19 protein-coding genes are annotated in these 19,719 nt (G+C 69.6%); 10 read left to right on the plus strand and 9 right to left on the minus strand.

Annotated features, from left to right (window positions below; translation table 11 throughout):
- Positions 1 to 88: 88 nt before the first annotated feature.
- Positions 89 to 538, minus strand: coding sequence for an iron chaperone (locus tag ACIBF8_RS03685; protein WP_396780785.1), 450 nt, complete (start codon positions 536 to 538; stop codon positions 89 to 91).
- A 275-nt stretch (positions 539 to 813) separates the two neighbouring features.
- On the opposite strand from ACIBF8_RS03685, the gene ACIBF8_RS03690 reads away from it, so the two are divergent.
- The 6 genes from ACIBF8_RS03690 to ACIBF8_RS03715 all read left to right on the plus strand — a co-directional run bounded on the left by ACIBF8_RS03690 (position 814) and on the right by ACIBF8_RS03715 (position 7,152).
- The gene (locus tag ACIBF8_RS03690; protein WP_396780786.1) at positions 814 to 1,512 is read left to right on the plus strand and encodes a GNAT family N-acetyltransferase; all 699 of its coding nucleotides are present in this window, start codon (positions 814 to 816) and stop codon (positions 1,510 to 1,512) included.
- A complete protein-coding gene (locus tag ACIBF8_RS03695) occupies positions 1,509 to 2,264 on the plus strand; it encodes a tetratricopeptide repeat protein (RefSeq protein ID WP_396780788.1) in 756 nt (251 codons plus the stop codon). The genes ACIBF8_RS03690 and ACIBF8_RS03695 overlap by 4 nt, the downstream gene beginning before the upstream one ends.
- Before the next feature lie 187 nt (positions 2,265 to 2,451).
- A complete protein-coding gene (locus tag ACIBF8_RS03700; RefSeq protein ID WP_396780789.1) occupies positions 2,452 to 2,889 on the plus strand; it encodes a hypothetical protein in 438 nt (145 codons plus the stop codon).
- 61 nt (positions 2,890 to 2,950) lie between these two features.
- On the plus strand, positions 2,951 to 3,889 hold the full coding sequence (locus ACIBF8_RS03705) for a hypothetical protein (RefSeq protein ID WP_396780790.1): 939 nt from the start codon (positions 2,951 to 2,953) through the stop codon (positions 3,887 to 3,889).
- Between the two features lie 279 nt (positions 3,890 to 4,168).
- A complete protein-coding gene (locus ACIBF8_RS03710; RefSeq protein ID WP_396780791.1) occupies positions 4,169 to 4,549 on the plus strand; it encodes a hypothetical protein in 381 nt (126 codons plus the stop codon).
- Between the two features lie 185 nt (positions 4,550 to 4,734).
- Positions 4,735 to 7,152, plus strand: a complete 2,418-nt coding sequence (locus ACIBF8_RS03715) for a tetratricopeptide repeat protein (RefSeq protein WP_396780792.1) — start codon at positions 4,735 to 4,737, stop codon at positions 7,150 to 7,152.
- Positions 7,153 to 7,176: 24 nt separating this feature from the next.
- Here the strand turns inward: ACIBF8_RS03715 and ACIBF8_RS03720 are convergent, their stop codons facing one another.
- Genes ACIBF8_RS03720 through ACIBF8_RS03730 form a run of 3 tightly spaced genes read right to left on the minus strand, consistent with a single transcriptional unit; the run spans position 7,177 to position 9,186 of the window.
- Positions 7,177 to 7,878, minus strand: coding sequence for an NADPH-dependent F420 reductase (locus tag ACIBF8_RS03720; protein WP_396780794.1), 702 nt, complete (start codon positions 7,876 to 7,878; stop codon positions 7,177 to 7,179).
- A gap of 26 nt (positions 7,879 to 7,904) precedes the next feature.
- The gene (locus tag ACIBF8_RS03725; protein ID WP_396780795.1) at positions 7,905 to 8,933 is read right to left on the minus strand and encodes an LLM class flavin-dependent oxidoreductase; all 1,029 of its coding nucleotides are present in this window, start codon (positions 8,931 to 8,933) and stop codon (positions 7,905 to 7,907) included.
- The gene (locus ACIBF8_RS03730) at positions 8,926 to 9,186 is read right to left on the minus strand and encodes a hypothetical protein (RefSeq protein WP_396780796.1); all 261 of its coding nucleotides are present in this window, start codon (positions 9,184 to 9,186) and stop codon (positions 8,926 to 8,928) included. The genes ACIBF8_RS03725 and ACIBF8_RS03730 overlap by 8 nt, the downstream gene beginning before the upstream one ends.
- 107 nt (positions 9,187 to 9,293) lie before the next feature.
- On the opposite strand from ACIBF8_RS03730, the gene ACIBF8_RS03735 reads away from it, so the two are divergent.
- From ACIBF8_RS03735 to ACIBF8_RS03750, 4 genes are all read left to right on the plus strand, one after another.
- A complete protein-coding gene (locus ACIBF8_RS03735) occupies positions 9,294 to 9,785 on the plus strand; it encodes a MarR family winged helix-turn-helix transcriptional regulator (protein WP_396780797.1) in 492 nt (163 codons plus the stop codon).
- 154 nt (positions 9,786 to 9,939) lie between these two features.
- Complete coding sequence (locus tag ACIBF8_RS03740; protein ID WP_396780798.1) at positions 9,940 to 11,913, plus strand: ABC transporter ATP-binding protein; 1,974 nt, start codon at positions 9,940 to 9,942, stop codon at positions 11,911 to 11,913.
- A 71-nt stretch (positions 11,914 to 11,984) separates the two neighbouring features.
- Positions 11,985 to 13,124, plus strand: a complete 1,140-nt coding sequence (locus ACIBF8_RS03745) for a sensor histidine kinase (protein ID WP_396780799.1) — start codon at positions 11,985 to 11,987, stop codon at positions 13,122 to 13,124.
- On the plus strand, positions 13,121 to 13,783 hold the full coding sequence (locus tag ACIBF8_RS03750) for a response regulator (RefSeq protein ID WP_396780800.1): 663 nt from the start codon (positions 13,121 to 13,123) through the stop codon (positions 13,781 to 13,783). The genes ACIBF8_RS03745 and ACIBF8_RS03750 overlap by 4 nt, the downstream gene beginning before the upstream one ends.
- Positions 13,784 to 13,843: 60 nt before the next feature.
- Here the strand turns inward: ACIBF8_RS03750 and ACIBF8_RS03755 are convergent, their stop codons facing one another.
- From ACIBF8_RS03755 to ACIBF8_RS03775, 5 genes are all read right to left on the minus strand, one after another.
- Complete coding sequence (locus ACIBF8_RS03755) at positions 13,844 to 14,278, minus strand: DUF6223 family protein (protein WP_396780801.1); 435 nt, start codon at positions 14,276 to 14,278, stop codon at positions 13,844 to 13,846.
- A gap of 179 nt (positions 14,279 to 14,457) precedes the next feature.
- The gene (locus tag ACIBF8_RS03760) at positions 14,458 to 14,943 is read right to left on the minus strand and encodes a nitroreductase/quinone reductase family protein (RefSeq protein WP_396780803.1); all 486 of its coding nucleotides are present in this window, start codon (positions 14,941 to 14,943) and stop codon (positions 14,458 to 14,460) included.
- A 39-nt stretch (positions 14,944 to 14,982) separates the two neighbouring features.
- The gene (locus ACIBF8_RS03765) at positions 14,983 to 17,586 is read right to left on the minus strand and encodes a hypothetical protein (RefSeq protein WP_396780805.1); all 2,604 of its coding nucleotides are present in this window, start codon (positions 17,584 to 17,586) and stop codon (positions 14,983 to 14,985) included.
- A 359-nt stretch (positions 17,587 to 17,945) separates the two neighbouring features.
- Positions 17,946 to 18,287, minus strand: coding sequence for an ArsR/SmtB family transcription factor (locus ACIBF8_RS03770; RefSeq protein ID WP_396780806.1), 342 nt, complete (start codon positions 18,285 to 18,287; stop codon positions 17,946 to 17,948).
- Positions 18,288 to 18,487: 200 nt separating this feature from the next.
- Entirely contained in the window at positions 18,488 to 19,681 is a 1,194-nt protein-coding gene (locus ACIBF8_RS03775) for an endo-1,4-beta-xylanase (protein ID WP_396780807.1), read from the minus strand.
- Positions 19,682 to 19,719: the final 38 nt, after the last annotated feature.

A 19,719-nucleotide genomic window follows, 5' to 3' on the forward strand; every position in this document is an offset into this window, starting at 1 on the left:
CGCGCACCGCAGACCGGTCGGGCCAGGGAAGGGCCACCGGTGCGGGTCGTCCGATGCCCTGCCGAGGGGTGGATACAGCGGCGGTAGCTCAGGAAACCGCTGCCCGCACCAGCGCGGTGATCTTCTTCTCCACCGCGGGGCTCCACTTCTGCAGCGCGTACGCCACCGGCCAGAGGTCTCCGTCGTCGAGGTTGGCCGTGTCCTGGAAGCCCAGCGTGGAGTACCGGTAGTTGAACTTCCCGGAGTCCTGGAAGAACACCACGATCTTGCCGTCCTCATTCGCGTAGGAGGGCATCCCGTACCAGGTCTTGGGCGACAGGTCCGGGGCGGCGGCGGTCACTGTCACGTGTACGCGCTCGGCGAGCGCGCGGTCCTCCGGCTCCATCTGCGCGATCCGGTCGAGGACCGCTTGCAGCCCGTCGGCCTTCTTGGCGCCCTTCTTGCCCTCGGCGCGCAGCTCGGCGGCGCGCTCCTTCATCGCGGCGCGCTCCTCGGCGCTGAAGCCGTCGGATGCGGTGGCGGTGGTCTTCGCGGACATGTCCGGTCTCCCTCTCGTCGTCAGGCTGGGCGTGCTGCCGGCTGCCTGGGGAAAGGCTAGGCCGGACCCCGGTCCCGGGGCTTCTCGATTCCTGATCGGTGCGGAGCCCTGTCAGCCGCCCGAATCGTCACGTTTGCTCGGGTACCTGCTCGCTGGCTAGGTTGGCGGCGTTGGCAGGATGACCGTTGCATGGGGGAGAGCAAGCATGAGCCACCACCACCACCGCCGACCGGCTGGCGACGGCGTACTCCGACGCCATCGAGGCCCTCTGTCGGGTGACCCCGAACGGTGGGTACGCCGAACGGGGCACCGCTCGTGCGGCGATCACCCACGCCGGCATCGCGTCGCTCAACGGGGTGCACGACCTGACCACCGACCCGGATCTCGGGTCGCTCGACGGGTTGGCCACCGAGGTCGCCAGGCAGGTCCCGCACTGGTCGATCATGGTTCGGGGCGAGGCCAGCGCCGCGCTCGTCGACCTCGCGGCCCGGCACGGGCTGCGCGAACGCCACACCCTGCCCTTCCTGGCCTGCGCCACGGACGACATCGTGTTCCGGCCTGGCTCGACCCAGCGGACCCCGGTACGCCGGGTTGGCGCCGATGAGAGCGACAGGTACACCGACGCTTTCACCGAGAGCTTCGAGGTCCCCGAAGGCGCCTTCGGCTCGTTGATGGGCGGTGCGGTGCTCGACACCGACGGCATGACCGGCTACCTGGCCGAGGAGTCCGACCGAGCCATCGGCACCGCCCTCGGAATGCGGACCCCCGGCGTGATCGGCGTGTTCAACATCGGCGTCGTACCGTCCGCCCGGGGCCGTGGCCTCGGCCGGACGCTCACCGAAACGGTGCTGCGCGATGGCATCGCGGCCGGCGCGGACGCCGCCTACCTGCAGAGCAGCCCGATGGGCCGGCCGCTGTACGAGTCGATGGGCTTCGTGCTCGTGGAGACCTGGACCATGTTCGCGGCGGGGTGACCGAACTATTCGTGATGGGGGAGACGGCCATGGGCTTCAGTGAGAGCGTGCGTTCGGCCTTCCGGCGGGGCGAGACCAACGCGGTGGTGCGGATGAGCGAGGCCGAGATCGCACGGGCCCAGGCGGCCGGCGACCCGGCAGGTGAGGTGGAGGCCCGGTACAGCCTCGCCCGGGTCGCCATTCGCGGCGGTGATCTGCCGGGCGGGGAAGCCCGGGCGCGGGAGGCCCTGGAGGTGGCGCTGCGCTCCGGCGACCGCAGCCTTGAGGAACGGCCGAGGCACGTGCTGGCCGGCATCGCGCGGATGTCCGGCGACTTGGTTCGTGCTCGGGACCTGTACCGGGAGAGCATCGCGCTCAACGAGACGCTCGGCCAACCCAAGACGGTCAACTCCGAGTATCACAACCTCGCGTTCTGCGAGCTGGGGCTGGGCAACCTCGACGCGGCGCGAACGCTGTTCGCGGAGAACCGCGAGCGGGTGTTCCACAACGGCTGGGACGACTTCGTGCCGTACGTCTGCGTTGCGGGCGCCGCGCTCGCGTCCGCCGAGGGTGACCACCCGCGCGCGGCGCGGATGATCGGTGTCGCGGATGCCGCGTTCGCGGCGCTCGGTCAGGTACCGGACCCGGACGACGCGGCGGACCTCGCCCGGATGCGCGCCGCCGCGATGGAAGCGCTCGGCCCGACCACCTTCGACCAGGAGTACGCCGTAGGCCAACTCCTCGAACCGCGGGCGGCTTTCCGCGCCGGCTGACCCGCGCTGAGTCTGATGGTCCGGGGCGCCGGTGCCGTTCGTGATCGTTCGAGGCCGTTCGGGACAGCACTGTGCGGCTCGAGCAGCGGCAAAACTGTTCTCCAGCCACGGCGGGCGGGCTGTGCGCCCGATCGCCGCCGATGTGCGACGAAGGGGAGCAGTGATGCGCACAAGGATCATGACAATGGTGACGGCCGGACTTCTCGCAATGGGCGCCACTGTCGCGGCAGCCCCGCCGGCGATGGCGGACGAACCGACGTTCTGCGGGAACTGGCTGTCCAATCCCAACCTGGCTAGCAACATCACCGCCGTCTCGGGCACCCAGTACACCATCCCGGGTGCGAACGGCGCGTATATCCGCGTTAACCAGGGCCAGTACTCCGGACGTTGGTTCGCCTGGGCGAAGGTCTACAACCCCGAGTTCAGCGGCCTGGTGGCGCTGATCTGGAGGTACACCCCGAACAACAGCCTCTACCAGTGCGGACGGCGCGACGGCAGCTCCGGCTGGTCCCCCGACTACACCGCCGGGGTTCGGGACACGGAGACCTCGATCGTGCAGGCCAAGTACAGCCGTAACCCGGGGTCCGGCACCGTCTACTACGGCGGCGCGTCCACCTGGAAGTAGTGGTTGGTGGCCTGCCCGGTGCCGTACCGGGCAGGCCACCCCAATCGCGAGGGAGGGGACGATGTCGAGGCTGAGACACCTGGTGGCACTGGCTCTGCCGGCCGTCCTGCTGTTGGGCTGCTCCGCGCCCGAGGCTGAGGTGACGTCCGTGCCGGTGATATCCCATGAGCCCGGAGCGGTCGTGGATCTGAGTCTGCCGTTCGACGCGTACGAGCTCTCGCCGGCGGGTGGCGTCCAGGTATCGCGCGCGCTCTACAGGCTGATGGAGGAGTGCATGGCGGAGTTCGGCCTGCACCTGGACGTGCCGGAGGCAGCACCGCTGAAGTATCCGGTGCACGCGACGCAGCTTTACTGGCAGGGAATGTACGACGTGCGCCAGCACGGCTATGTGGGCCCGCCGGGTTTCGCCGACGAGATGTCGACCGCAGCCCGTCGAGGTAGGAGGCACCTGCTCATCCCAGCCGAGCAGACTTCGGTCTACTTCGGTCAGACCGCTTCGCATGGTGCGCTGGCCGTGCCCACCGGCGGCTGCGACGGTGCCGCCGAGCGTGAGATCAACGGCACCGGAGAGCGACCCATCCTCGCTGCGGTCGATCCTTCCGTAGAGCCACATCTCGCCATCGAATGGCTTGAAGGCCGAGCCGCGGACCGGGCCATGGCCGACCCGCGCTACCAGTCGGTCCTGCGCTCGTGGAGCGAGTGCATGGCCCGGGACGGCCACCGCTACCGCGACCCGGACGCCGCGGCCTCCGACCCACGGTGGAACGCTCGCGGTGCGCAGCCGAGCACGCCGCCGTCCAGCGCGGAGGTCGCCACCGTGGTCGCCGACCGCGCCTGCCGCACCGAGACCAACTTGACCGGCATCCTCAGGTATCTAGTCGCCGAGTTCGAGAACGCGATCCTCGCCGAGCACAGATCCGACATCGAAACCGTGTCGGCACTTCTGCACACGAGAGCCCGTAACGCCGCGCGGGTGTTGGGCACTTCGCCGATCGACTGATTCGGTGAAACGCTGATCGACCACCGTCTTCTCTTGTTCGGTACAGCTCCGTACAGGTTCGTACACCCTGATGTCTTGTTGGAGATTAGTGGTGATGATTGGCTCGCCTCATGCCATCAGGCGGTGGAGGAACCAGCTCTACCACGGCGGGACGTGGCACAACCAGCGTGCGGTTCTGGTTGCACGGCGCGCGGGCTGCTCCGGGTGGTCACCGTGGAGGGCGTTACAACAACTAGTTCTGCGTCAGCGAACGGATCAGCTAACTGAAAGGGATGAACCATGACGCGCACATTGTGGCAACGGGGGGTCGTGGTCGCGGGGGCTTGCGTTCTGGGAGCCGGGGCGTCGCTGGCCGCCGTCCAGCCCGCCCAGGCGGCCTGTAGTTGGACCATCTCGACGCCGGTCAAGAGTTCCGGTAGGGCGGTCACCACGGGCACCACCGCGGGTTGCGCCGCCTCCTCCACCTGGGAGACGCAGCTCTTCGTCTGGAATGGCGCGAGCTGGCAGTTGCTGAACTACTCCACCTTCGGCGGCAACAGGAGCCGCTCCGTCAGTCACACGTGCTCTGGTACGGCCAGCACCACCTTCAAGGGCGCGATCTACAACGCCGCCACCGGCTCGTCCAAGACGTCGACGACCACGTTGGCCTGCGGCGTCTGATCGCGCCGACGAGACAACCGGCACCGCGAGGGTGACTACGCCGCACCGGGCGATGATCGGCAACGGGCTCCTACTGGCCTGAGTCCGAAATCGCCACGACGGTGCGGCTGATCGAGCCAGTTACACTTCTCGCTGTGCCAGATCGAGCACCCGTACCCAGCAGAGCAACCACCCCAGAGGAATATGTGGCAGCGCTCCGCCAGCTGAAAGCATGGTCGGGGCGCTCCTTCCGTGATCTGGCCCGTCTCGCCCGGGACAAAGGGCGGGTGCTGCCCGCGAGCACCCTGGGTTCGGCCCTCACCCGACCAACGCTGCCGTCGATGGACATCGTGATCGCCATCGCAGAGGCGTGTGAGCTGCCGCCGGACGAGGTGGCGGAGTGGGTACGACTGCGTCGGCAACTGGCTCAGCTGGAGGTCGAGGGAGAGCCCACCGCTGACGGTGCCGCTGTCAGCAGGGCGGGCCTCGTCACGCCGTATCTGCTGCCCAGCGGGCCCACCTCCTTCGTGGGGCGCAAGGCGGAACTGGCCAGAGCCGGCCACATCCTGAAGGCCGAGGGGCAGGGCACGCGTACGGTGCTGATCACCGGCCCGGCCGGGGTGGGGAAGACCACCCTCGCCGTCCGGCTGGCACAACAGGCCGTCGAGCACTTCCCGGACGGGCAACTGTTCGCCGATCTGCGGGGCCCGCACCCCCAGTCGGGCGTCTCCTGGCACGTTCTCGGTGTCTTTCTCCGCACCCTCGGCGTCAGCAGCCACTCGGTGCCCGCCGCGCTCGAAGAGCGCATCAACCTCTACCGCAGCCTGCTCGCGCAGCGAAGCGTACTCATCGTTCTCGACAATGCGGCTGCCGACCGCGAGGTCCAGGCGCTCATCGCCTCGGGGCCGAGGACCGCCACCATCGTCACCAGCCGGAGCGTCCTACCCGGTCTGGACGGCTTTCGGGTGCCGCTGAGACTGCTCAGTGAGCCGGAAGCGTTGGAGATGGTCAAACGCATGATCGGTGCGGAGCGGGTCGGTCGGGAACAACCCTCGGCGTTTCAGATCGTCAATCGATGCGACCGCCTTCCACTGGCCGTGTGGATCGCCGGGGCGCGCCTGGCCGCCCGTCCGGACATGCCGCTGGGCGCTCTGGCCAGGGCCCTTGCCGACGAGCATCGGAAGCTTGACGAGCTGACCGTGGGCGACGTGGCGGTACGCGCCAGCATCGAGCTGACGTATGGGGCACTGTCCAGAGACCAGCAGGAGGCACTGTCCTATCTGGCACAGATCAACACAGTCGACTTCGCCCCGTGGGCTCTCGCGGCGCTGATGGACACCTCGCCCGCTGACGCGACGAAGCTTCTCGACGACCTGGTGGAGTTGCACCTGCTGTTGGTGCACTACACCGACAACGCGGTACCGCGTTACCAGATGCACGACCTGGTCGCGGCGTTCTCACGGGACAAGGCTGCGCAGATCCTCACGCCGGCGCAGACCGAGCGGGCGAGGCTGCGGATGCTCGGCGGCGCGTTGAGTCTCGCGTGCGCCGCGGGCATCCGTATCAACACGGACTTCGACGAGGTGCCGTTCGCTGCCCCGCCCTGGTCGTTCAGCGTGCAGACGCGAGACGCGGTCCTGGACGATCCGCTCGCCTGGTTCAAGGACGAGTACGGATTCCTCAAGACGCTCGCCGAGGACATGCTCTCGTCCGTGCCGCTTCCCGCGGCTGGCCTGATCGTGGCCCTCGCGCCATTCATGCAACTGTCGGGCTACTTCGACGACTGGTTGCACCTGCACACCCGCGCGATGGGTTCGGTGGCCGATGGTCCAGTCGGGGCCAGCCTGCGGCGGAACCTGGGTGAACTGTCGACCATTGTGGACGACTACCCGGCCGCGGAACACCATTACCGCGCGGCGATCGCGATGCTTGATCCCGCCGACGAGGCGCGCATCGCCAGTACCTCGGCCGGGCTCGGCTACCTCTACCGGCTGCAGAGCAGGTACGCCGAAGCGGAGGAGCTTTTCGCCAGGGCCATCGACCTCGCGCGCGCTGCTGGCAACGACAACTGCCTGATCTACGCGACGACCGGCCTCGGTGTCACGCTGATGGAGCAGGGCCGCCACGACGAAGCGGTGGCGGTGTTCGACGAGAGCCTGCGGCGCAGCGAGGCCATCGGCTACCTGCCGGGGCAAGCGCAGGCCTGGCGCTGCCTCGGGCAGATCAGCCGGCTGCGCGCCGACTACGCCGCGGCGGAGCGGCATTACCGCACCGCCGAGCGGATCAGCCTGTCGCTGGGCGACCAGTTGACCGCGACTCACGCCAGGTGCTGGCTCGGTGATGTCCTCGTCAAACAGGGCAAGGAGGCCGAGGGCCGGCGCGTTCTGGCCGAATGTCTCTGGGTTTACCGTGCCGCGGCGAACCGCTGGGGAGAGGCGGCCGCGTTGCACTGCCTGGCCGAAGCCCAGTTGTCGGCCGGGAGACCGGATCTCGCCCAACGCCGTGCCCAGGTGGCGGTCGCCATCTGGACCGAGGTGCACTCGCCCTACTGGCTGGCCACGGCCAAGGCCACCCTCAGCCGGGCGCGGCAGAGCCGGGACCAGGCTGACCGGGTGAGCGGTTGAGATCGGGACGCCCTAGGCGCCGGGTCAGGTCGAGGCTCGGGCAGCGGTGATGGTCCGTCCACGCTCCGACTCCGGGAAGCGGTCGAGCATGGCGCGTACCTCGTCGGCGCTGACGTTGGCACCGAACAACTCGCTGCCCGGTTCGAGCCGTACCCCCTCGGCCAGCGGGCCGGCGACGACCGGATCGAAGCCGAGCGCGTTCACGAGGGCCGCGACCTCGGTGAGGTCAGTGGTGTCGTCGCCGGCGATCGCGATGGCCTTACGGCCGGTCGTCCCCGCCGGCCGGGCCTCGTCCTCCAGATCGTGATAGCCCATGTGGTTGAACGCCTTGACGACGCGCGAGCCGGGCAGGAACGCCTGGACGATCTCGCTCGACGAGGTACGCGGGTCGGTGAGGTCCTCGCGGATGCCGTCGATCTCCCACCAGTAGTTCATGGCATCGACGACGAGCTTGCCCCGCAACGCCTCGACGGGAATGCTGCGGTACTTGCCCAGCGGCAGGGCGAGGATGACGATGTCGGCGTCGGTCGCCGCGTCGATCGCCGTGGTGGCCTCGGCTCCCGGGGCGAGGACCTCGACGGTGAGGGCGATCTTCGCCGGGTCGCCGGAGCCGGCGACCCGTACCCGGTAGCCGGCGGCGACGGCGAGCCGGGCGAGCACTGTGCCCACCTTGCCGGCCCCGAGGATGCCGAGCGTCGCCGGCCGGCTCCGATCGTTGTTGTTCATGTCGTCCTTTCGCTGGGCAGTGCCGGTCAGGCCAGCAGGTCGCGGACCATGGGGATCACCTTTGAGCCGTACAGCTCCACGGCGCGCATCCGGGCGCTCGCTGGTTGCGCTCCGGCCGAGTAGATGAGGTCGAACCGGCCGACGCCCAGGCTGCGGATCGCGCGGGCCATCCGGCGGGCCACGGTCTCCGGTGAGCCGATGTAGAGGGAGCCGTTCTCCACCTCGGAGTCGAACTCCTGCCGGCGGATCGGCGGCCAGCCGCGCAGTTTGCCGATTCGGTTGCGCATGATCCGGTAGTGCGGCCAGTAAATTTCCTTGGCCTCCTCGTCGGTGTCGGCGATGAAGCCGGGTGAGTGCATCCCGACCGGGTGCGCGGTCGTGCCGAGCTGGTCGGCCGCCCGCCGGTACAGGTCGATGTAGGGTGCGAAGCGCTCGGGTGCGCCGCCGATGATGGCGAGCATGAGCGGAAGCCCGTACTGGGCGGTGCGGACGACCGACTGCGGCGAGCCACCGACGCCGACCCAGGTGTCCAGGTGACCCGACTCGGTCTTCGGGAAGACGTCGGCGTTCTCCAGCGGGGCGCGCAGGGTGCCGCTCCAGGTGACCGGCTTCTCGTCCAGCAACTTCACGAACAGTTCGATCTTCTCCTCGAACAGCGTGTCGTAGTCGCGCAGGTCGTACCCGAAGAGCGGGAACGACTCGGTGAACGAGCCGCGACCGAGGATGACCTCGGCCCGGCCGTTCGACAGCGCGTCGACCGTGGCGAAGCGCTGGAACACCCGGACCGGGTCGTCCGAACTCAGCACGGTCACGCCGGAGGCCAGCCGGATCCGCGAGGTACGGGTGGCGATTCCGGCCAGCACCGTCTCGGGCGTCGAGACCGAGTACTCCGGCCGGTGGTGCTCGCCCAGGGCGATGACGTCGACGCCGAGTTGGTCGGCGAGTACCGCCTCGTCGACGACCTGCCGGATCGCCGCGGCGTGGGAGACGAGCTTGCCGGAGTCGTCCTGCGGTACGTCGCCGAACGTGTCGAGGCCGAACAGAAGGTCAGACATTGGTGTGCTCCTTTGCCAGCAACTCGCGAACCCGCGGCGCTACCTCGCTGCCGAGCAGTTCGATGGTGCGCGCGCGTGCGTCGCGGGGGAGGTGCATGATGTCGTATTTCAGGTCGAAGCGGCTCAGCCGCAGGTCGCGAGCGACCTTGGTGATCTTCTGCCGTACGGTCTCGGCGTCGCTCAGGACCCGGTCGCCATCGGTGGCCACCTCCCCGAACGAGTTGAGCCCCAGCTCGAAGTCTGCAGCTGCCATCGTCTCCTCCTCGGTGCAATCCGCCGGCGCCCACGGAAGCGGACCTACCGGTTGACGTGTCAATAATGCTAACTTGGCAATTGACACGTCAATTCCAGGAGAGTGAGATGACGGAGGCCACACCCGCCCGCCGGGGAGGGCGTCAACTCCCCACCGCCGACGAGCTGCGGATCTGGCGGGACTTCATCGAGACGACGGCCGCACTCGGCTCTCGGCTCGAGTCCCGCCTGCAGGCCGATTCCTCGCTCTCGACCGGGGACTACGCCGTTCTCCTCGCCCTCAGCGAGGCGCAGGGCCAGACGATGCGGTCGTCCGAGCTCGCTTCGCACATCGGCTGGGAGCGGAGCCGGCTCTCCCACCATCTGGGGCGGATGGAGCGGCGCGGCCTGATCCGCCGCCAGGAGTGCGCGACCGTCCCCCGTGGGGCGGAGGTGTTGCTCACGGCGGCCGGAGCCGAGGCGTTCGGAAAGGCCACCTTTCCGCACCTGCGCGCCATTCGTGAACTCTTCGTCGACGCCCTCACCCCGGACCAGATCGTCGCGGCGGGCGAGATCGCCGCGGCACTGCGAGCGCACCTCGACGTCCCGCGCGCGGAGTGAGGCACCGCCCCGCCGCCCCGCCGACAGCACATCTATGACTGCGAGTGTGCAGGCGATTGCCGAGAGCTACATCCGGGTGGTCCAATCCTCCAGAAAGCCGCCACTCCGCCGGTCCGACGGATGGCGACGGCTGCTCCGCCCGGGAGGTACGCCCATGACCGAGACCGCCACCGCAGCGGCCAACCGCCTCGCACCAGGTACGTCTCACCGCGGGCGCACGGAGTCGGTGCTGCCCGAACTGCGGGAGATGTGGTGGGAAACGGGAGTGCGGGCGCGCGCGGAGGCCGGCGTCTTCGCCGTCTTCGCGGAGCTGCCCAGGCTCGTCTGGACCGCCCTGGGCATCAGTTGGCACGCGGACCGACTCCGTACCGGTGTGGTGGCCGTGGCGACGGTCGGCGCGGGGATGATGGCGGCCTTCGGCCTGTTGGCCACCCAGCGGGTGTTGGTGGAGCTGTTCGCCGGCGGGCCGACCGCGGACAAGGTGCGGGCCGCGCTGCCCGCGCTGGCCGTGCTGGCCGCGACGGTCGCGCTCCGCGCGGGGATGGGCATCGCCACCGGGTACGCGCAGAACGGGTTGACGCCTCGGGTGAGCCGCGAGGTGGAGCGGGGACTGTTCGAAGTGTCGACCGCGGTGCGGTTGGAGGCGTTCGACGCCGACGCGTTCGCGGATGACATGGAACGCGCCTCCCGAGGCACCGAGTCGACGATCGGGCTGGTGCAGGCGTCGATGAACCTGCTCGCCGGGCTGGCCGGGCTGCTCGCCGTGGCGGCCGCGGTGATCATCATCCACCCGCTGCTGTTACTGGCGCTGCTGGTCGCCACCGTGCCCACCGCGTGGGCGTCGTTGCGGGCCGGGCATCTGCGCTACCAGACGTACACCGCCGGATCGGTGCGCCGGCGTCGACTGTGGCTGCTGCACAAACTGATGGCCGAACGTGCCTCGGCCCCGGAACTGCGCTCGTACGGGCTGCGCCGGTTCCTGCTCGACCAGTACGACCGGGTGATGCGGGTGGAGACCGACATCCAGCTCGCCCTGGCCCGGCGGGTCACCACGACCACCACGGTTGGGGCGATCATCGGTGGCGTCGCCACCGGCACCGTCTACGCCCTGCTCGGGTTACTGCTCCTCAATGGGCAGATCCCGCTCGCCGCGGCGGCGACCTGCGTCATCGCGGTGCAGTCCGCGCAACGCTCCCTGGCCATCGCCACCTTCCAGGTCGACCACGTCTACACCGAGGGGCAGCACTTCGGTGACTACACCGGCTTCATGACCCGGGCCGGCGCCTATCTCCCGGACGGCACGGGACCCGTGGCGGCGGCCGAGCCCGAACGGCTGCGGGAGTTGGCCGTCAACGAGGTCAGTCTGCGCTATCCCGATCGGGACACCCCGGCCGTCGACGGCGTTACGTTGACGATCACCGCCGGGCAGACGGTCGCGTTCGTCGGGGAGAACGGCTCGGGCAAGACGACCCTCGCCGCGATGATCGCCAGCCTCCGCGCCCCCACCGAGGGCAGTATCGAATGGAACGGCCGACCACTGTCCGACTGGGATGTGCACGGGTTGCGGGCCCGCATCGCGGTGGTGACGCAGGAATACCACAAATGGCCGTTCACCGCGGCCACGAACATCGCCATCGGCGACGTCGACAGCGAACCCCGGCAGGATCGCATCGAGGCCGCCGCCGGCCGCGCGGTCGCCCACGACATGATCAACGAGCTTCCCCACGGGTACGAGACGCTGCTCGACCGGACCTTCGCGCGAGGCCAGGACCTCTCCGGTGGGCAGTGGCAGCGCATCACCGCGGCCCGTGGCTTCCTGCGCGACGCCGAGCTGCTGATCATGGACGAGCCGTCGTCCGCACTCGACCCCCGCGCCGAGGACGCCCTGTTCCAGGCCATTCGGGACCGGAGAGGTCGGGCCACCACGATCCTCATCACGCACCGGCTCGCGAACGTCCGGCACGCCGACCGGATCTTCGTCCTGCACCACGGCCGGCTGGTCGAAGCCGGCACGCACGCCGACCTCGTCGCCACCGGCGGCCGGTACGCCGAACTGTTCGCCCTCCAGGCTGCCGGCTACGACGCGAACCTGACGGCGAGCCAGCGGCACCGCCCGATCTCCCACTGACTCGCACCGCCCCGGGCAGCCTGCCCGTCAGACCTTCTCCCGCTCACCAGCGGAGGGCTAGGCTTCGGCGCATGTCAGGGTGGCGGGGCCGGACGGCGAACGTGGCCCTGGCGCTCGCCGTTGGCCTGGTCGCCGTCGTCGGCCTGGTGGTGCAGTCACGCGGCATCGACACCGCCGCCGAATGGGCCGCGCTGCTGGCGGTGCTGCTCTCCGCCAGCGCGCTGTACGTCCGTCGCCGCTACCCGGTGCCGGTGGGCGTCGTGGCGCTGGCTGCCGTCGGTGCGTACGGGGCGTTGCTGCACCGGCCCGGTCCCATCATGCTGGTGTTCGTCGTGGCGCTCTACACCGTTGTCGACGAGGGACATCTCACGGTCGCCATCGGGCTCGGTCTCGCCTCGGTGATCGCCTTCGCCATGGCGGACAGTTACAACCGGTCCCCGAACACCATGAACGGGGCGACGCTGCTGCACGCCGGTTGGCTCGTCGCGGTCATCGTCGGCGTGACCCGCAACCGCCGCGCCTACCTCGCCGAGGCGCAGGCCCGAGCGGTCGTCGCCGAGCAGCGGCTGGAGGAGGAGGCTCGGCGCCGGGCCACCGAGGAGCGGCTGCGCATCGCCCGGGAGTTGCACGACGTGCTCGGCCACCACCTGTCACTGATCAATGTGCAGGCCAGCGCCGCGTTGCACCGACCGGATCCGGTCCGCACCGGGCAGGCGCTCACCGCGATCAAGCAGGCCAGCAAGGAGACGTTGAGTGAGTTGCGCGCGACGCTGGGCGCACTGCGGCAGGAGGGCGCCCCGGCGGTCGTGCCCGCACCCGGTCTGACCCGCCTCGACGACCTCATCAGGACGGCTGGTCGGCCAGAGTTGGAGATCCGCACCGAGTTGGCCGAGACCCGGTCGCTGCCGCCGGAGGTCGACCTGGCGGTGTATCGGATCGTCCAGGAGGCGCTCACCAACGTCGCGCGGCACGCGAGCGCCACCGCCGCGGTGGTCCGGGTCCGGCCCGATCACGACGACGTGATCGTGGAGGTCGAGGACGACGGCACCGGCCAACCGGGTACGCCCGGCAGCGGCATCCGCGGAATGCGTGACCGGGCACTGGCACTCGGCGGTTCGCTGACCACGGGCTCGCAGCCGGACGGCGGCTTCCGGGTCCACGCCCGTCTGCCGATGCGGCCCCGCCCGGCACCGAAGGGAGAGCAGACGTGATCCGGCTGCTGCTCGTCGACGACCAGACCCTGGTACGCGCCGGCTTCCGGTCCATCCTCGATGGTGAAGACGGCATCGAGGTGGTGGGCGAGGCCGCGGACGGGATCGAGGCGGTGCGGCTGGCCCGGCAACTGCGACCGGATGTCGTCCTGATGGACATCCGGATGCCCGGGCTGGACGGCCTGGCTGCCACGGGTGAGATCGTCGCGAGGTCCGATGCTCGCGTCATCATTCTGACCACGTTCGACCTGGACGACTACGTCTACGGCGCGCTGCGGGCCGGTGCCAGCGGCTTCCTGGTCAAGGACACCGAGCCTGCGGAGTTGATCCACGGCGTGCGGGTGGTGGCCCGGGGCGACGCGCTGATCGCGCCGTCGATCACCCGCCGGCTGATCGCCGAGTTCGCGGCCCGGGCCACGCACCCCGACCCTGGGCCGCGACTGGGCGTGCTCACCGAGCGGGAGCGTGAGGTGCTGACGTTGGTCGCCGCCGGGCTCTCCAACGACGAGATCGCGGCGCGGTTGGTGCTGAGCCCGGCCACCGCCAAGACCCATGTCAGCCGGATCATGACCAAGGCGGGTGCCCGAGACCGAGCCCAGTTGGTGATCCTCGCCTATGAGTCCGGCCTGACCGTGCCTGGTTGGCTCGCCCGCTCCTGACGACGGCCTCCGGCGGGCCGGCAGAGCCACCACCGGGACACCGCCCCGCGTCCTGACCGGTCAGCTGGTCAGCCGAGGGGTACGGCGGGCGCGGACCAGGGCCAGCCCGCCGAGGACCACGCCGACCAGTCCAACCGCCAGGGCAACGAATGCCCCGCCCCGCCCGTTACCCGTGCCGATACCACTGTCGGAGGTGGCCACCACCAGCCCACCGAGCCCGATGCTGATCAACCCCGCCGCCAGGGCCAGGACGCCCCCGAGGTTTCCGGAGCCGGTACCGATGCGACTGGTGGGGCGGGCCAGAGCCAGCCCTCCGATGACGGCGCCGACCAGCCCGAGCAGGACGGCCACACTGGCACCTAAACGCCCGGAGCTCATGGAGAGAGCAGTGGCGGCGGTCGGCTGGACCGAAACGTGCGCGGCTGCCGGTGCGGCTAGCGCGATCCCCCCGAGCGGGGCGGTTACGGCGGTGGCGAGCAGGTGACGAACGGACATCGTGGATCCCCTCGGTCGCATGACAGGTACACGCGGCAGCCTAGGTATCGGACCGGGCGTGAGTCGTCATGCCGGAGTTGCCGATGGGCCTACCACCCGGGATGTACGCGGTCGGCACGTCGTAACGCCGCGGTTGTCTCCCTCGGATCCGCTGGGCGACCAGGTCACGGGTTGCGCCATCAGGCCAGGGTGTCGCCATCCGATCTGGGCTCCAGCACCACCACTGTGGTCTCGGACCGCCGCCGCGCCGCGTGGGCCTCGAAGTTCGTGTCTGCCGCGCGCCAGAGCGGCCACAGTCGCGACCGCTCGTCGGCGGTGGCGGCCCGACCGCGGACCAGCCGCCGCCCCTCGGCCAGTTCGACGGACGCATCCGGGCGGGCCTGAAGGTTGAGCCACCAGGCGGGGGCGCCCTCACCCCACCCGTTCATCGCCACCCCGACCAGGTTCGGGCCATCCTCGAAGTACGCGATGATGACGCTGCGCTGCTGACCGGTGCGCCGCCCGACCGTGGTCAGCCGCAGCGTGCCCCAGCGGTTCTCGCGCGGTCGCCACAGCCCGACCCGGCGGCCGGTGACCCGGTACAGGCCCCGGTGCACCACCCAGGCCAGACGGATGAACCAACGCGGCGGAAGCCACGGCGTCTTCGTTACCTGACCGTCCGACATGACGAACCTCCCCTGACGACGAATGTTGATGGGCTGGCATCACCTGTGACGTGCGGCGTACGCCGCGAAGTGGTCGGCCCAACGCCGCGTCACGTCCTCGGCGGGTTCGAGCCACTGGGTTGGCTGGGCGGGCAGTGGCAGGCCGACCGACTCCAGGTAACACTCGACCGGGATCATCGAGCGGCTCCGCGATGTCAGCAGGCTGAGCTCGTCTCGTAGTCGCTCCAGCCGGTCGCGGGCGCCGACGATCAGTGCGGTGCAGCATTCGGCGAGTGCGTAGCGGTATCCGATCTCGCCCATCGACGCCTCGTCCAGGGTCCGTAGCCGGTCGATGGCCAGCGCGATCTCCGTCGGGTCCGAGCGCCCGAGCAGGACCGTGGTCAGCAGCGCGGAGCGGGTCGCGACCAGGTGGCCGGAGAGGTCGGCCTGATCGGCGAAGGCGAGCATCTCGTCGGCGCTCACCTCGCCGCGGAAGAACGCCCGCCGCATCAGCAGTGTGCCGACCTCTTCCAGATACTCCCGCTGGCGTCCGGCCCCACGCAGCTGTGCCATCTTGTCGGCGATCTCGGCGAAGTAGCGCTCCGGTCGACCGTGTGCGTACTCCGCCACCCGCGTGATGAAGTTCTGCACGGGGAGCCCCTGCGCGGCCTGGTCGGCATCCCTGAACCGCCGGGCCAGGCTCAGCACCTGGGGGCGCTGCCCCCGGTGCAGTGGCGTGGGTTTGGCGGCGACCAGCTCGTCGAAGACGGTGAGCGCCTCGTCCCAGCGCTGGCGCAACCGCAGGGTGTAGCCGAGGTGGCGGCCCGCGGCTGCCCGGAGGGGATGATCGGAGTCGAAGATCTCGCGGAGCAGGCTCAGTCGCTCGTCCATCGGTGTCTCGATGGACTTGGCCGCGATGAAGTTCAGCACCAGGCGGCCGTACTCGGTGCGGCTCGATGCCGGCACCCGGGACCGTAGGCCCTGCACCGACGGGCTGAACACGATGGCGCGTGACAGCCAGTCCGCGTAGTTCTCGCTCGGGGCTGGCTCCAGCGTCGTGCTCTGCTCGCACACCAGCACGATGGCCACCCCGATCAGGTCCAGGACCTCGCGATTGTCCTCGCGCTCCTTGGCGTCGTCATGCAGACGTCGGACTGCCGCGGCGGCCCGACCAGCGGCCAGCTCCCAGTCGCGCTCGGCCCAGCCGCCGGCGATCTGGTGGTCGGTTCGGCGGATCGCCTCCCGCACGGCGTCGTGGATCCGGTACGGGAAGCGGTCGCCGTGGTGGTGGTCGATCATCGGACGCCGAACGGCCCGCTCGGCGCACCCGTGGTCGACGTCCGCCGCGGCGGCCATCAGGTGGGTGTCGAAGACCCGGAACAGGCACGCCGCCCGGATCGCCCGTTGCTCGTCGGCCGGGACGTCGTCGAGGATGCGCATCACCAGCGAACCGAGGGAGCCGGTGACGTCCGGGGCCTTCACCTGGCGGCCAACCCCGGCATCCTTGATCGAGATGGCGACCTGTCGGGCCAGTTCCAGATACTGCGGCAGCCCGGCCGAGGCTCGGACCAGGTGTTCGACGACGTCATCGCTCATCGGCAGGTCGAGCTGGGCGCGTCCACGCCGAATCAGCGCCCGGGTGTCCGAGGGGGAGAGGTTGCCCACGAGATGCTGCCGAGGGTTGTCCGCAGCGCCCGGCACGAGCCCTGGCCAGGTCCACGGGCCGCGGTACGGAAGGCCGACCCGGGCCTCGTCGTACCAGTCCAGCAGATCGCGCCCGATCAGCACGAACAACACGTTCGGCATGCCGTGGATCAGCCGGTTGAGGTGTCCCTCCGAGACCCGTCGCGGGTCCAGGGCGAGCCGCTCGGTCGTGTCGACGAACACCGCCAGCAGAGGCGACGGAGCCATCTGGGCCAGCTCCCACGACAGAGCTGCGGCGAGCTCGCAGGCCAGGGCGGGTCGAGGCTCGGTGGGGCTCGGTTCGTCGGCGCAACGGAGCAGGAAATCCGCGAAGCCCGGAAACGCGTCGACGGCGAGTCGCAGGTCACGCCGGCGCCGGAGTTCGCCGACCACCTTTCGGACCCCACGCACCCCGAGCGAGGCGGCCGTGCCACCGGCGAGGTCCGCCAGCGAACCGAGGTCCTTGAGCACCTCGCCCACCGTCTCCGCCACGGAGTTCTCAAGCTCGTCCCGCCCCCGGAAGCGTGGCAGCGACTCGCCGGGACGCAGGGCCGACCAGTAGGCCGCGAACGCCAGATCGAACAGGGGCCAACGGCGCCGGATGCTGGCCGCACCGGCCCGCAACGCGAGCAGTGCGGCCGGAGGATCCATGCGGCCGGCCGAGCCGTGCAGGTCGATGCGGGCAGTCGCGTCGACGTTGGTGGCCGGAGCTGGCCCCCAGCCGTTGACCAGCGGAAGATCGTGACGAACCCAGGCCTGCAACCGTTCGGAGAGAGCGGTCTTGCCGATGCCACCCAGGCCGTAGAAGGTCAACACGTTGTGGCGGGCGACCCCGACCTCGTCGTCGCTGTCGAGCAGCTGGCGAAAACGGCTCAGCGTCGACTTGAACGCCTGGGATTCGGTCTCCCGGTCGGTGAACAGCTCGCCGGCATGCGGTGGGCCGTCGCGGTGCGTGCCGCTGCCCGGGGGAGAAACCTTCATCAGCTGCCACATCCAGGTCGGTCGCGCACTGTGGATCGTGAACCCAGTCTCCGGGCACGATCGCGGAACGCATCCCGTTGTCCATGATCCGACCTTGGAGCGAGCCGTTCGGCTGATCGGCGTTGCGACTACCGTTGCCAGGCGTCGATGGTGCGTACGCCGTCACGGAGCACCCAGTCGAGGATGGCCGCGTTGCCGCTGGTGCCCTCCCACCCCTGGTCGTCGAAGACCGTCGGGGCAGTTCCCTGCGTCGAGTGGCCTGAAACGACCGCGCACAGCCCGCGTCTCCGCCGCCGACAGGCCCGCCGTGGGCGGCGCGTCCGACTGAGATCGGAGCGGCCGAGTCAGCGTCCCGCCGGTCAGCGGACCCTCTTCGTCGCCCGCTTCCGGGGCGGCGTCAACAGGTCGGCGATCTGCGCGATCGCGGCGGGCACCAGGCGGTAGTACGCCCAGACGCCGCGCTTGTCGCGTTCGAGCAGACCGGCCTCGGTGAGGATCCGAAGGTGATGACTCACGGTCGGCTGGGAGAGATTGAGCGCCGAGGTGAGGTCACTCACGGACGCCTCACCTTCGGGCGCGGACTGGATCAGGCTGAGCAGTCGGAGTCGCGCTGGATCGGCGAAGGCCTTCAGCACCCCCGCTAGCCGCTCGGCATCGGCCCGCTTGATGGGATCGCCGGTGAGCGGCGAGATCGCAGGCATGGCAGTTTTCGCAGTTCCCACGCCTGCCATAGTGACACCAACACCATCAATAAACCGGCAGAACCGGCACCAGTCCTCCGATGGCGTCCGGATGGCCGACCGGAACGACCGAACGTGAGCCGAACGTCGACGTCCGTGGTGGCGCTCGGGCCGTGTGGAGCTTCCGCGAAGCTCCACACGGCCCTACGGCGTCGTGCGCGTCAGCGGCGGGGTTTGGGTGCGATGCGGGGGAGGACGTACGGCGGCCCAGCGAAGATCAGGTCGGACTTCAGCTCCTGGTACGCCCGCTTGGGCTGGTAGTTCTCGTCGTAGATGGTGGCCAGGCCCTCCGGCGGGTCGTCGAACCAGCCCGGCACCCAGGAATGGTTGTCACTGAAACCCCAGACCGTGTACGACAGGCAGCTCCGCACGGCGAGGCACGCCTTCATCAGCACGCTGAAGTTGGCGGCCGACGCCTGTAGCCGGGGATTGATCTCCTCCGAGTTGCCCGCCTGGACGGCCTCCGTCAGCTGGCTGCGGACGTCGACCTCGGTGAACGCGGTCGCGACACCGAGCCCGCTGAACTTCTTCAGCGCGGCGGTCACCTGGAGGGTGTCGAAGTTGCCGTACTGGGTGCCCAGGTGGCCCTGCGAGCCGACACCGTCGATCGGGACACCCTGGGCGCGCAGGCTCTTGGTCATGTCGTAGACGAACTGGGTCTTGTCGTCCGCCGGATTGCCGGAGCCGAACGCCTCGATGTTGTAGTCGTTGTAGAACAGCAGGGCCTTGGGGTCGGCGGCCCGCGCCCAGCGGAACGCGTCGGCGATGTAGCCGGGGCCGAGGTTCTGTGCCCAGAAGCCCTTGTAGTGCAGGGTCGACGGGGTGTCCCACGGGTCGCTGACCGCCTCGTTGACCACGTCCCACTGCCAGATCTTGCCCTTGTAGCGGTTGACCACGGTGGTGATGTGCTTGCGCAGCAGCTCGCGCAACTCCTGCTTGCTGATGGAGCCGTCTGCGACGCCACTGGTCAGCCAGGCGGGCAGCTGGTTGTGCCAGACCAGCACGTGGCCACGCACGCTCTGCCGGTTGCGCTTGGCGAAGTCGACGAGTTGGTCGGCCGGCGCCCAGTTGTAGGTGCCGCGGGTGGGCTCCAGGCTCTCCCACTTCATCACGTTCTCGGCGGTGACCGAGGCGAACTCGGTGGAGGCCAGCTTGCGGTACTGCGGGTCGGCGGCGTCGTTGAGGGCGTCCATGTTCACCGCGGTGCCGACGTGCAGTCCGTGGCGCAGGCCGAGGGCGGCGAGGGTCTGCGCCGTGGGGTCGTACGGCCGGCTCGCGGTCGCCGGCACCGTGTTCAGCGCCGCGACGGTCGCGACGGCGACCAGGCCGACGGTCGACCACTGTCTTAACCTCATGTGCCTTCCTCTCCGAACGATCAATAGATAGATGTCGA

Origin of the sequence: Micromonospora sp. NPDC050276, from assembly GCF_044459545.1 — a bacterium.
In the GTDB taxonomy this organism is placed as follows: domain Bacteria; phylum Actinomycetota; class Actinomycetes; order Mycobacteriales; family Micromonosporaceae; genus Micromonospora.